Origin of the sequence: Cohaesibacter gelatinilyticus (assembly GCF_900215605.1) — a bacterium.
Classification (GTDB): Bacteria; Pseudomonadota; Alphaproteobacteria; order Rhizobiales; family Cohaesibacteraceae; genus Cohaesibacter; species Cohaesibacter gelatinilyticus.
In genome coordinates this window covers 714,252-727,109 of record NZ_OBEL01000002.1, presented here as the reverse complement: position 1 = coordinate 727,109, position 12,858 = coordinate 714,252, and the positions used below count along the sequence as shown (strand labels likewise).

13 protein-coding genes are annotated in these 12,858 nt (G+C 52.7%); 9 read left to right on the top strand and 4 right to left on the bottom strand.

What is annotated here, in order from left to right; translation table 11 throughout:
* The first annotated feature begins 74 nt into the window (after window positions 1-74).
* The 7 genes from CRO57_RS13665 (at window position 75) to CRO57_RS13635 (ending at window position 7,123) form a co-directional block, all read left to right on the top strand.
* The gene (locus tag CRO57_RS13665; protein ID WP_210200868.1) at window positions 75-1,403 is read left to right on the top strand and encodes an ABC transporter substrate-binding protein; all 1,329 of its coding nucleotides are present in this window, start codon (window positions 75-77) and stop codon (window positions 1,401-1,403) included.
* Window positions 1,404-1,583: 180 nt separating this feature from the next.
* Entirely contained in the window at window positions 1,584-2,480 is an 897-nt protein-coding gene (locus CRO57_RS13660) for a branched-chain amino acid ABC transporter permease (protein ID WP_097153984.1), read from the top strand.
* The gene (locus CRO57_RS13655; protein WP_097153983.1) at window positions 2,477-3,460 is read left to right on the top strand and encodes a branched-chain amino acid ABC transporter permease; all 984 of its coding nucleotides are present in this window, start codon (window positions 2,477-2,479) and stop codon (window positions 3,458-3,460) included. The genes CRO57_RS13660 and CRO57_RS13655 overlap by 4 nt, the downstream gene beginning before the upstream one ends.
* A 1-nt stretch (window position 3,461) precedes the next feature.
* Entirely contained in the window at window positions 3,462-4,253 is a 792-nt protein-coding gene (locus CRO57_RS13650; protein ID WP_097153982.1) for an ABC transporter ATP-binding protein, read from the top strand.
* Window positions 4,247-4,912, top strand: a complete 666-nt coding sequence (locus CRO57_RS13645; RefSeq protein WP_097153981.1) for an ABC transporter ATP-binding protein — start codon at window positions 4,247-4,249, stop codon at window positions 4,910-4,912. Before CRO57_RS13650 ends, CRO57_RS13645 begins: the two co-directional genes overlap by 7 nt.
* Window positions 4,913-4,920: 8 nt before the next feature.
* On the top strand, window positions 4,921-6,093 hold the full coding sequence (locus CRO57_RS13640) for an iron-containing alcohol dehydrogenase (RefSeq protein ID WP_097153980.1): 1,173 nt from the start codon (window positions 4,921-4,923) through the stop codon (window positions 6,091-6,093).
* Window positions 6,094-6,175: 82 nt separating this feature from the next.
* Window positions 6,176-7,123: a cyclase family protein gene (locus tag CRO57_RS13635; RefSeq protein WP_097153979.1), complete on the top strand. Its 948-nt coding sequence runs from the start codon at window positions 6,176-6,178 to the stop codon at window positions 7,121-7,123.
* A 117-nt stretch (window positions 7,124-7,240) separates the two neighbouring features.
* Here the strand turns inward: CRO57_RS13635 and CRO57_RS13630 are convergent, their stop codons facing one another.
* The 3 genes from CRO57_RS13630 to cuyA all read right to left on the bottom strand — a co-directional run bounded on the left by CRO57_RS13630 (window position 7,241) and on the right by cuyA (window position 9,682).
* Window positions 7,241-7,591 (bottom strand): RidA family protein, encoded by a 351-nt coding sequence (locus CRO57_RS13630; RefSeq protein ID WP_097153978.1) that lies wholly within the window; start codon window positions 7,589-7,591, stop codon window positions 7,241-7,243.
* 26 nt (window positions 7,592-7,617) lie between these two features.
* Window positions 7,618-8,604, bottom strand: coding sequence for a YeiH family protein (locus tag CRO57_RS13625; RefSeq protein ID WP_097153977.1), 987 nt, complete (start codon window positions 8,602-8,604; stop codon window positions 7,618-7,620).
* A gap of 61 nt (window positions 8,605-8,665) precedes the next feature.
* Window positions 8,666-9,682 (bottom strand): D-cysteate sulfo-lyase, encoded by a 1,017-nt coding sequence (cuyA, locus tag CRO57_RS13620; RefSeq protein WP_097153976.1) that lies wholly within the window; start codon window positions 9,680-9,682, stop codon window positions 8,666-8,668.
* Window positions 9,683-9,778: 96 nt separating this feature from the next.
* On the opposite strand from cuyA, the gene CRO57_RS13615 reads away from it, so the two are divergent.
* A complete protein-coding gene (locus CRO57_RS13615; protein WP_210200867.1) occupies window positions 9,779-10,702 on the top strand; it encodes a LysR family transcriptional regulator in 924 nt (307 codons plus the stop codon).
* 8 nt (window positions 10,703-10,710) lie between these two features.
* Here CRO57_RS13615 and CRO57_RS13610 read toward each other — a convergent pair whose 3' ends face one another.
* Window positions 10,711-11,595, bottom strand: a complete 885-nt coding sequence (locus CRO57_RS13610) for a LysR family transcriptional regulator (RefSeq protein ID WP_097153975.1) — start codon at window positions 11,593-11,595, stop codon at window positions 10,711-10,713.
* A gap of 218 nt (window positions 11,596-11,813) precedes the next feature.
* Between CRO57_RS13610 and dctP the strand changes: the two genes are divergently transcribed.
* Window positions 11,814-12,809 (top strand): TRAP transporter substrate-binding protein DctP, encoded by a 996-nt coding sequence (gene dctP / locus CRO57_RS13605; RefSeq protein ID WP_097153974.1) that lies wholly within the window; start codon window positions 11,814-11,816, stop codon window positions 12,807-12,809.
* The last annotated feature ends 49 nt before the right edge of the window (window positions 12,810-12,858 follow it).

The window sequence follows — 12,858 nt, the reverse complement described above, 5'->3', positions numbered from 1 at the left end:
CCGGCTTGCAAGAGACGGAGACAATAGCTGTGCGGATTTCTATCTCCTGACAGGATAGAATTTGGAGGAAATTCATGGCTATATCGTCACGCTTGGCAAAGCCGTTTGGCGCCATTCTCAAAACAACTTCATCAATGATTGCCGTTGCCAGCCTTGCCATTGTGGTCGGAGCGGGTGTCTCGGCAGATGCATATGCGCAGGACAAGTCTGTCAAAATCGGATTTGTGACTTTCCTGTCCGGTGGTGCTGCGGGGCCATTTGGCGTGCCTGCGAGAAATGCGGCCGAGTTGATGATCCAGGCGATCAATGCTGGGTTGGTGCCTGCGCCTTATGCCTCAAACGGGATTGGCGGGGCGTCCATCGAGCCGATTTTTGTTGATGAGAATTCGAAGCAGAAGAATGCCGATTATCTGAAGCTGGTTGAAAAAGACGATGTTGACATGGTTGTCGGTTACATTTCTTCCGGCAGCTGCAAGGCCATTGCACCAGAAGCTGAAAAGGCCAAAAAGCTCACGATCCTGTTCGACTGTGGTACCCCACAGATTTTCGAGGATATTGTCACAGATCCAAAATATACTTTCCGCACTGGTGCTCATGCCACCATGGATAATGTGGCGGCAGCCCGTTATCTGGCCAAGATTGGTGCCAAGAGCGGTAAAATTGCCGGGATCAATCAGAATTATGCCTGGGGTCAGGATTCCTGGCGGGATTTCTCGGCATCTGCCGAGCAACTGGATGGCTCGGCAGAAGTTGTCACCAAGCAGTTCCCCAAAATCTATGCCGGTCAATATGGTTCGGAAATCTCCGCGTTGCTGACTTCCAAGCCGGATGTGGTTCATTCTAGCTTCTGGGGTGGCGATATGGAGGCCTTCATCATTCAGGGTGGAGCACGGGGTGTGTTTGATCGATCCAAGGTCGTGTTGACCACTGGCGAGACGGCCATGCATCGTCTCGGTGCCCAGATGCCGGACGGTACCGTCATCGGGGCACGGGGGCCTCATGGTGATCTGGCTCCCAAGTCAGAGCTGAATGATTGGTTCCGCAAGGCCTATTTTGATCGGTTTGGTACCCTGCCAACCTATCCATCCTACAAGATGGCGCAAGCCTTGTTGGGTGTTAAGGCCGCTGCTGACAAAGCTGGAAGTGCTGATCAGGACGCCATAATTTCTGCTTTGAAAGGTCTGGAATGGGAAGGTCCAAGCGGCAAGGTTTCCATGGCCCTGGCCAATGGCCATCAGGCTATTCAGGATACCGCCTATGGCACCTATGAATATGACAAGGACAGCGGCAAGGCGACATTGGTCGATGTGGTCCGCTTCAAGGCTGCCTGCGTCAATCCACCTGCCGGTGCCAAATCAATCGATTGGATCAAGGGTGGCTTCAAAGGCGCCCGGTGTGACTAGGCTCTAGTGAGCCTAGTCTCCCAAGAGGGGAAGGTGTCGTTGCACGGTGGGGCTGCGGCATCTTCCTTATCAAAATGATCGAGGCAGGTATGCAAGCCATGTCAAGGATATTGCGCCGCCTCGACACTCTCCATTTCAACCGGGATGGGGACAAGCAATCTCTCAAATCTGGAGTGAAGAATGCTGACCGCAGTCGCTATTGCTGTAGACGGTCTGGGTTTTGCCGCATGGCTGTTTCTCTCATCGGTAGGCCTGACCCTGATCTATGGTGTCATGCGCATCCTCAATATCGCCCATGGCGGGTTTTATGCATTGGGTGCCTATTCCTCGGCCTGGGCCATCGGTTTGTATACGCAGACCGGCAATACCATGGCCCTGACTTATCTGATCATTCCGTTGGCTGCCCTGATTGCCGGGGTGGTGGCGGGATTGGTCGTGGAACGCGGTATCTTGCGTTTTCTTTATGGTCGGGACGAGGTTCTGATGGTGCTGGTGACCTATGCGATTTTCCTGATTTTGGAAGATGTCACCAAGCTGATCTGGGGGACGGACAGCTACGTGGCTTATCAGCCAGCGTATTGGCTTGGATCCATTGATGTCTTCGGACTGCCTTATACCGTTTACAAATTCCTGATCATTGGCGTTGCGATTGCCTGTGGGCTGTTGCTCTATTGGGGGCTGAATCATACCCGGGTGGGCAAGTTGCTTCTGGTTGTGATTGAGGATCGGGAGATCAGTGCGGCGCTTGGCATCAATGTCACCTTGTTCTTCACGATCACCTTCTTGATTGGTGCAACACTGGGAGCTCTTGGTGGAGCTTTGACGGCGCCGGAAGTCTCCGTGGTGCCGGGCATTGGGGCCGAGATCATTGTCATGGCGTTTGCCGTCATCGTGATTGGTGGTATGGGCTCCATTGGCGGCGCAATGCTTGGCGCTCTGATTGTCGGATTTGCGCGCGCCGCATCCGTGCATCTCTATCCTCCTGCCGAACTTTTCTCCATCTATCTCGTCATGGCGGTGGTGCTGGCCGTCAAACCTTATGGCCTGTTTGCTCTGGCAGAAAGCAGGAAGATATGACCAAGTCACTTGATCGTACAGAATTGGGGCTGTTGCTTGCCCTGCCGATCCTGATCGGGTTGGCCTTCATCCTTCCGAAATGGATCGTCAATTATATGCAGGTTTCCATGGGAACCGGTCTGGTTGCTCTGGGTGTGATGATCCAGATGCGGGCGGGTCTCGTTTCCTTCGGGCAGGGACTGTATTTTTGTATTGGCGGTTATGCCGCCGGAATGGCTGCAAAATTCTGGGGTATCACCGATCTCTTCCTGCTGTTGATCCTTGGCCTCGTTGGAGCCGTTTTGGTCTCTTCAATCCTCGGCATTCTGATGCGACGATATCGTGAGATCTTCTATGCAATGCTCAGCCTCGCCTTGTCGATGATCCTGTTTGGATTGCTTTCCAGTACAGAGGAGCTTGGTAGTACCGATGGGTTCAATCTTCCAACTCCGACCTATCTGGGGTGGGCGCCCGAGGGGCGAGCAGCGCTTTTGTCTCTCTATATCATTACCAGCTGTCTTGTCATCGCGTGTGCTCTGGCCTTGCATCGTTTCCTGCAAAGTCCGGTGGGATATGTCAATGAAGCGATCCGCGAGAATGAATTGCGCGTGGAATATCTGGGCACATCTGCACACAGGTTGGTGCAGATCACCTATATGCTGGCCGCATCCGTCTCGGCTATCGGGGGTGTGCTCTGGGCTCTTGCTCTGGGCCATGTTGACCCGGAAATGACCAACTGGACCACGTCGGGTCAATTCGTCTTTGTCGCCATCCTGTCCGGTATCGGCAATATTGCGGCTCCGCTGATCGGGACATTCATTCTGGAAATCGTTCGTGTCTATGCCGTCGAGATTTCTCCCAATACCTGGCAGATGATCCTGGGCACGGTGATGTTGCTCACCATTCTGTTTCTGCCAAAGGGCCTGTGGTCTCTGGTTTCGAAAATGGGCAACAAGCAAAAATCCACCGACGGCGATGCCGCACAATCTGTGGGAGGCTGATATGACAACCATTTTGGAAACCCGGTTTCTGGAACGTACCTTTGGGGCTGTCTATGCGGCCCGGGATATCAATATCACCATCAATGAAGGTGAAATTCTTGGAGTGATCGGATCGAACGGGGCTGGCAAGACAACCTTCGTGAACATGGTCACGGGTTATCTGGAACCCAGCTCGGGTGAAATTCTCTATCGCGGCAAGAATATTGTCGGCAAACCGACCCGGGATATCACGCAGATGGGTATCTGCCGGTCATTCCAGATCCCTCAGCTTTTCCCGGAACTGGCGGTTATCGATAACATCATGACCGCTTTGATCCTGTCCAGACAACAGGGCATATCCCTGTTCAAGTCTGCTGTTTCCTGCGAGTTGAAACAGCAGGCAAGGGATCTTCTCGCACGATTCAAGATTGATGCTTATGCCGATCAGGAAATTTCCACCTTGCCACAAGGAGTGCGCAAGCTGATCGATATCGCCATGGCAACTGTGGCTGATCCTGATCTGCTGTTTCTGGATGAGCCGACCAGCGGTGTCAGCGCCGATGAAAAAATGGACTTCATGCAGACCTTGATTGATGCCCTGAAATCCAGCCGTACCGCCGTGTTGTTCATCGAACATGACATGGAAATCATCGAGACATTCTCCCCGCGATGTGTGGCTTTCTATGAAGGTACCATCTTGGCGGATGGTTCAACGAATGATGTCTTGAAAGAGCCAAAAGTGCGCGAATTCGTTATCGGCAGCGAATTTCATCGCGAAACCTCAATGCAGCAAGGAGGTCAGGCATCATGTTGAGCTTGAATATGGTCAATCTCTCCATTCAACGTGTCCCTATCCTGCGTGATGTGAGCCTTGAAATCGGAACCGGGGCGACTTGCGGTTTGATCGGACGCAACGGTGCGGGCAAGACTACATTGATGCGGGCCATCATGGGGGCCTTGCCGCTTGAGCAGGGATCCATCCAATATGACGGGGTAGATCTGCATGATGCCAAGCCCCACGAGCGGGCGGCGTTGGGGATTGGCTATCTGCCCGAGGATCGCCGTCTTGTTCCGCATTTCAGTGTTGAAGAGAACATCATGGTGTCTCTGTGGGCGACAGGGAACAAGGAAACCAGGCGTGTCAAATGGGTCTATGATCTGATGCCGGAAATTGGTCGTTTTGCCGACCGCAAGGCTCTTACATTAAGCGGTGGACAGCAAAAGCTTGTCGCGCTGGCGCGCGCCCTTGTCGCTGGCTCCAATCTTCTGTTGCTGGATGAACCCTTTGAAGGCGTGGCCCCGGCGCTTGCCCAACGGTTGATGGAAGTGATTGCAGATCTGAAAGCCGAAAATCTTTCGGTTCTGATTTCGGAGTCCGACTATACCCATTCGGAAAAACTGGTGGACCAGGTTTATTCCATCGAGCGAGGCGAAATCAGTCTGATGACCGCCAGCTCGGCTTCAGCGGCCTGAGGATTATCATGACAGATTTCATTTTCAATACCGCTCCCTCCATTCAGCAAATTCATGGGGGAGCAGCCCGGCTTGGTTCCATAATGGCTCAGATGGCATGGGCGCAATCGAACCGGATCGTATTGTTTGTCACGGATCCGGGGATTGTAAAGCTTGGTTTGGCGAATTCTGCATTGGTTTCTTTGGAAGAAAGTGGGTTTCGCGTTGTACTTTTCGATCAGATCGAGCCGGATCCAAAGGCCACTACGGTCCTTGAAGCAGTTGAAAGCGCCAAGGATAATGAATGCGGTTGCGTTATTGGTTTTGGAGGCGGCAGCTCGATGGATGTGGCCAAGATGGTGGCGTTGCTGACTGTCTCGGATCAATCTCTTGATGAGATTTATGGCGTCAATCAAGCCACGGGTTGCCGTTTGCCTCTGGTCCTGGTGCCAACGACAGCCGGAACCGGATCAGAAGTCACTGCGGTGTCCATTCTGACTACCGGAACAGCAGAAAAGAAGGGCGTGGTGTCACCTGTCATTCTGCCTGACATTGCGCTGCTGGATGCTGAATTGACGCTCGGCTTGCCGGGTCCGATCACGGCAGCAACCGGTGTGGATGCCATGGTGCATGCCATTGAGGCCTATATTTCCAAAAGTGCCAATAACAATCCCATATCGCGGCTTTTGGCTAAACAAGCCTTGAGCTTGTTGGGAGCCAATATTCGTGAGGCGGTGTTTAACGGGCAAAACATACAGGCCCGTCAGGAAATGCTGCTGGGTTCCATGATGGCGGGCCAGGCTTTTGCCAATTCTCCGGTGGCTGCAGTTCATGCGTTGGCCTATCCGGTCGGCAGTCTGTTTCATGTGCCACATGGCCTGTCCAACGCTTTGGTCCTGGTTGAGGTGATGCGCTTCAATGCTTCGAAATGCGCTGAGGCATATGCTGAATTGGCGCCATTTGTGTTTCCTGATATCGAGATCAATCGCTCAAGTCAGGCGGTCACTGCTGATTTCATAGAGCGCCTTGGAGAATTGAATTCCCAATTGGGACTGGAGGCTGGTTTACGCCATGTCGGGATTGGGCAAGGTGATATTCCCAAGTTGGCCAGTGATGCAATGAAGCAGACCCGCCTGCTCGTCAATAACCCGCGTGAACTGGGTTATGACGATGCCATCATGATCTATGAGGCGTCACTTTGATCACTCAGAAGAGGAAGGAGTATTGGTTCGGGCATGGCCCACCGAGCCAATAAAAGGGAGGGCCATTTTACGGGAGGAAATTATGTTGAAGCAGATTTTTTTAACGGCAGCTTTGTCTTGTTTGACGATGGTTGCCTCTCAAGCCAGTGACTGGACCCAATCCCCTTGGGGGCCGGAAGATGAAATTGGCGCTGCCAACCGGATCACAGCACAAAGTGTTCTGGCGGCGAGCAAATTGATTAAAACCGGCAAGACTTATAATCTGGGCATTGTTGTCGGTAAGGATACACCGGCTTTTTTTCCACGCACTCTCAGCGTTACCGTTTTGCAACCAAACCAGATTCAAACTCAGGGTTTGGGCAGCAATGGTATGACCTATAATGATGATATCTTCATGGGCTGGTTGGGTATTGGTCCTCAAATTGATGGATTAGGTCATATTGGGGTGAAGCATACATATTACAATGGCTTCAAGGACAACGACTTTGCCAAAACGGATGGTCTGACAAAACTTGGTCTTGAAAAGTTGCCGCCAATGGTAACGCGTGGTGTGGTGCTTGATATGGCCAAATTCTATGGTCAGGATATCGTCAAGGAGGGGACCGCCTATACAAGGGAAGACATCATGGCAGCTGCCAAAGCGCAAGGTGTGGAATTGCGTGAGGGTGATACGGTGCTCTTTCATTCCGGCTGGTTGAACTTGCTCGATGGCGAGCAAAAAGATCACAAACGATATGTATCTGTGGAGCCTGGTCTTGGGATTTCCGGCGCAGATTATCTGGCCGAGATCGGGGTTGTTGCAGTTGGTGCGGATACATGGGGGCTGGAAGCCGTGCCTTTTGAGAAAGGCACTGATGGGGTTTTCAAGGTTCACCAAATTCTTATTCCGCAGAATGGTATCTATATTCTGGAAAATATGGAAACCCGGGAATTGGTCCGGGATGGTGTGAAGGAATTCATGTTTGTTCTGGGGGTGTCGCGCCTGAAGGGGGCTGTTCAAATGATCATCAATCCCACTGCAATTCATTAGGCCGTGGACCTGAGCTGCTCTGTATCATGACTACATGAATGAGGTGTCTGACTAACAAATCTGTTTGGGTACGCGGCACAGGGAACATGTGCCGCGTGCTTTCTTGCCCACCTCGGCTTATTTCTTGCAGGCAGTGATAATGATCTCGACCTTGTAATCGGGAGTGGCCAAAGGAACGCCGCCGCAGGCACGGGTTGGGGCATGGCCCTTGGGTACCCATTTGTCCCAGACGGCATTCATCTCGGCAAAGTCATCCATGGAGGCCAGCCAGATGATGGCTTGCAGAATATGGTTCTTGTCAGATCCTGCCTCGGCCAGAAGATTTTCGATCTGTTGCAGGATGACTTCGGTTTGCACGGTGACGCTTTCACCTGGCGCTGCAACCTGGCCGGCCAGATAGACGTGATCACCGCATGTAACAATCTGGCTCATGCGGTCACCGCATTTGTGGCGTTCGATTTTGGCCATATGAAATACTCTCTTAGTAAGATTGGCTAGAAACCAAAGCCCATGACAAAGGCCACGGCGATGGCAAGAAGGAACAGGGTTTCGGCAACCAGAATGATGCCGTAACTGGGTTTGACGCGCAAGATTGTTGCCAGACTGGTTTTGACACCCAGTGCCGAGATGGCAATCACAAGACACCAACTCGACAATACGGCAATCGCTTCGGTTATGAACTGAGGCACCAGGCCTGTATTGACCAGCACAGCCAGCGCGATGAACATGATCAGGAACCAGGGCAGGGTGATCTTTTGTGTCTGGGCACCGCGAAAACTGACCATGACGACGATCATCACGATGGGCAGCAGGGCGACCCGAACCATTTTGACAAATGTTGCGATAACACCAGCTTCTTCGCTGATGGAATAGCCAGCGCCCACCACCTGAGCCACGTCATGGATCGTCGCACCGATCAGAAAGCCGCTTTCCAGATCGCTCAAGCCCAGCATTTGAAACAGAACCGGATAGGCAATCATGGCAATGGTGGATAATGCTGTGACACCAATCACCACAAAGAGCGTGTCCTGCTCTCGGTTATCCTTGGCCGGAAGAACCGAAGTGATGGCAAGGGCGGCTGATGCACCGCAGATGGCGACCGAGCCCCCGGCCAGAAGACCGAAGGCCAGTCGACGACCGAACAGGAAAGCCAGAAGGGCACCAAAGGCCAAGGTTGCCATGACAAAGCCGACCACAGCTGAGATGGCCCCTAGGCCAACGCTTTCCACGTCCCCCATGCTCAATCTCAGGCCGAGAAGCCCGACACCGAAACGCAGCAATGATTTGGATGAGAATTCCAGCCCGGTTGCGAATTTGGGATCATCATTGAGGAAATGGAATGCCATGCCGATAAGCAGGGCAAACAACATGACGGGCGCACCATAATGCTCGGACAGAAAGGTCGCTGCGGCGGCGATCACGCACACCAGAAGAATTCCACCGAAGTGGCTGTCCCAATGGGACTTGATCACCGTTACCATTGATGGCTCCTGAATTGGCAATAGGGAGCGCCTGTCAGGCGCGTTTGATGCAAGTTATGTCTTATCCGACCCATCGATTTGTGTGATCGAACGCCGCGTCATAGCCAAACAGGGCAACAGACCCGCCGGTATGCAGGAAGACAACACGCTCGTCTTTCTTGAAGTGACCCTTGCGGATCAGATCGATGAAGCCTGCTGCGCCCTTGGCGGAATAGACCGGATCCAGCAAAATGGATTCCAGTTCGGCAAACATCTGAATGGCTTCGATGCCACTTTCGGTCGGAATGCCATAGCCTTCGCCGACATAATCGGTGTTGGCGGCCACGTCCTCGCGGTTCACAATGCCAGAACAACCCAGTTTGTCTGCTGTGGCGCAGGCCAGATTATAGACATTCTCTTCCTGTTTTGGTTTTGGAGCACGCACGCCAATTCCAAGAAGCGGAATTTGGGCATTCATGGCTTTCAAGCCGACGATCAGGCCTGCCTGTGTGCCTGCAGAGCCGGTGGCATGGATGAGGTGGTCGATTTTCAGACCCCGGTCATTTGCCTGACCGACCAGTTCAAAGGCACAGTTCACATAGCCGAGCGCTCCGGTCGGGTTTGAGCCACCGCCGGGGATGGTGTAGACCTTTTTGCCATCTGCGCGGAACTTGTCAGCCACTGCTTCCATTTCGGCATTCATGTCCAGACCACCGGCTCTTTTTTCGGTGGTTGCGCCATGCAGGTGATCGAGCAGAACATTGCCGTTGTTGTTATAGTTTGCGTTGTTGGATCCGGTTCTGTCTTCCAGCAGGATATGACAATCCATGCCCAGCTTTGCTGCAAAGGCTGCGGTCTGGCGGGCGTGGTTGGATTGGGTTGCACCCTGGGTCATGACCATGTCGGCGCCTTGCAATTCTGCCTCGGCCATGAGGAATTCCAGTTTGCGGGTCTTGTTGCCACCGGTGGACAACCCGGTGCAATCGTCACGCTTGATCCAGATTTCCGGTCCGCCCAATTCTTTGGTCAAACGGTCCAGACGCTCCAGAGGGGTGGGGAGATGCGCGATAAAACGGCGAGGGTAGCGAGCGAGATGCATGGAAAACTCCTAACTTGGTTTTTTTGCATCTTAACCGTGGGGAATTGCTGATACTAATGCGAATTTTGCGCCTTAAATTGCACATCTTGCATAATCATGCATTTTCATTATGCTGAAGCCATGCAGTTGGATTGGATAGATGACATACTTGCGGTGATCGAAACCGGATCTTTGACACGGGCTGCCGAGCAGAGATTTCTGACGCAATCAGCCTTCACGCGGAAAATACGTACCATTGAGGGGCGTATTGGTTCTCCCTTGGTCGATCGCTCCTGCAAACCGGTAACCATCTTGCCCGGTGTGCGGGCTTTGGAGCCTGAGCTTCGTGAGTTGAGCGGACGATTGCGCCGCTTGCAACATGACCTCAAGGTCTCGGCGGAAGCAGGGGGGAATGATGTGACCTTTGCCTGTCAGCATGCCATCACCACAACCATTTCCCCTTGGGTGGTCAAGCAACTGACCAGTTCTCTGGACTTTTCGGTGCGGGTGCGGTCTGGCAATCTGGATAATTGTTTGATGCTGTTGCTGTCAGGGGAGGCGGATTTTGCCATTACCTATGAAAGTCCTGGTGATGCTGATTCCCTGATGCCGCAGGCTTTCGATGCACAAGTTGTGGGTGAGGACATTCTGGTGCCGGTTGCATCGCCACATCTGATTGCTGGTTTTGGCAAGGGAGAGATCCCGCTTATTGCCTATCCGTCTGATGTTTTTTTGGGACAGATTGTGAGCCGGTTTGTCCTGCCTGTTCTGCCTGATGATATCTTGTTATCGCCCAAAGCCGAGACGGCATTGACGTTGGCGGCGTGCGAATATGCGCTGGATGGCATTGGTGTGGCATGGTTGCCGCTTACTCTTGTTCGAAAGCATCTGGAAAAAGGGATGCTGGAGCGCATTCCCGAATTGCCTCAACAAGAGTTGAATATTGTGCTTATTCGATTGTCCAGCCAGAAGAGCGGTAGACATGATCGCGTCTGGGACCATCTGATTGGTGCTGCCGCTCCTCCTGGCTCCGGATTGTGAAGTCAGGCTTACAGAGAATTCCAGACTTGTTGACCTGTCTTGTCCAACCGGTCCAATGAGCAGAAAAGCGACAGGGTCAGCGTTGCATGCAAGTCCCTCCCGCCAATTTGCATGACTTCACCGGATTTGAGCTCCCCGGCCACCACGCTTTCCGGTAACCAGGCAACACCACTGCCTGATAGCATGCGGCGCTTGATGGCTTCTGTCAGGGCATCCACATATCGCAAGGATAAAGGCAGCTTGCGTCCACCGATGGTCTGATCGACGACGGACCCCAGAAAGCTGTTGGGGTCATAGCCGAGATAGGGAATAAGATTTCGGCTGCGACTATCAAGATCCCAACCATGGGCACGGACTGCGCCGGTTTGTGCCACCGGGATCATTTCTTCGGTGCCAATATCCTTTCGGGCAAACTGCCTTTCTTCGAAGACTGGCTGCACATCCTTGTGCCGGTAATAGAGCAGGAAGTCGCATGTGCCATCGGACAAGAGCTGACAGCAGGTGCTGAGATTGTCAGAATAGATTCTGACGCGCAAGTTCGGGATACTGTTTTCAAATTCGGCGATGCGGCGGGAGAGATAGTTGACTGAAATTGTGTGTAGAACAGCAAAGCGCTGAAAGGCCGTGTGTCCCAATTCCTCTGCGCGCAAGGTTTGGCGGATGTCTGTCAGATTGGCGATGGTTTCCTGTGCGACCGGCAGGAATTGCTGTCCGGCTTCGGACAGTTGCACGGGATAGCTGGAGCGCTTCATCAGAGGAACACCCAGCCAGTTTTCCAGGGACTTGATGCGACGACTGAAGGCGGATTGGGTGATGTTTCTTTCTTCAGCAGCACGGGTAAAATTCAGTGTTCGTGCCAGACAGGTGAAATCCTGAAGCCAATTAATGTCCAAATTTTTCCCTCCATTTTTCTCTTATCTTATTGTTAAATAAAAACTATGCAATATCGGAATGAATTAATGACACATTTGAGTTGGAAATAATCACCTATCAGGGCCTAGCGTTTGGTCTAGGCTGCCTTGGCACGATGCGCCAATCAACACTGAAGGAAGCCTTGGGCCTGACGGGGAGGAGAGCCGTCAGTTGAGCTTGCATAAATTGGGAGGAATATATGAAAATCCAAATGAAAACGACGACAGCACTTGCCGCTGCCATGGTCGCTGGTCTGTCAGCTGGTGCTGCGTCTGCCGAGACGACCTTGCGCTTGAGTACATATGTGAACGAAGCCGATATCCGATATGAGGGCTTTACGCATTTTGCAGATCTCGTTGCCGAGAAAACTGGTGGCTCCGTGAAAGTGGAAGTGTTCCCGTCAGCAACGCTTCATGGATGGTCCGAAGGTGTTGATGCAGTTCAGGGCGGGGTGTCAGACATCAGCTGGATCAATGCGGATAATCGCCTGCCATGCTATGCGGTTACATCGCTCTATCCGTCCGAAGTCAGTCTCAAGGATCAGACTGGTCTGGATGCGGCCTATGCGGATCTCATCAGGGATGAAGCGGCGAATGTCGAGCTGGTGCCTTTGTTCAATTCAAACTATTCCTACGATCAGGAATGGTGGTTTGAAGAGCCAATCGAGAATATCGGCAAACTGGACGGCAAATTGGTGCGCTCCATTGGACCATTGGTCAGCATGATGATCGAGACATGGGGTGGCGAGCCGGTTTTTGTTGCTCCAAAAGAGGTGTTCCAGTCTGCTGAGCGTGGGGTTGTCGATGGCATCAATATGGGTGTTGCGACCTACAGTTCCTGGAAATTGTGGACGGTGATGCCTTACATGGTCAATGCCAATCTGTTTTACGGCAACATCCAATACATGATGAACAAGAACAAGTTCGACAGCTTGACCGCTGACGAGCAAAAGGCTTTGACCATGGCGGCTGCCGAGACCGAAAAATGGTTGCAGCCACGCTATGAAGCCTGGGTTGACCAGCAGGTCGGCAATGCCGTGATGCAAGGTGGTGGAGCGGCTGTCTCGGTTTCGGATGAACAGCGTGCCAGCCTGATTGCCAGTGTCAAACCAAAATGGGATGAGACCGTGAACAAGGCTTGTGGCCAGGATATGGCCGACAAGTTCCGCTCCATTCTTGAAAGCCATGCTCCCTGATCTGAGGCTTTCACCGGTGGCCTTGTCCAGCTGGGCCACCGGACCCGAT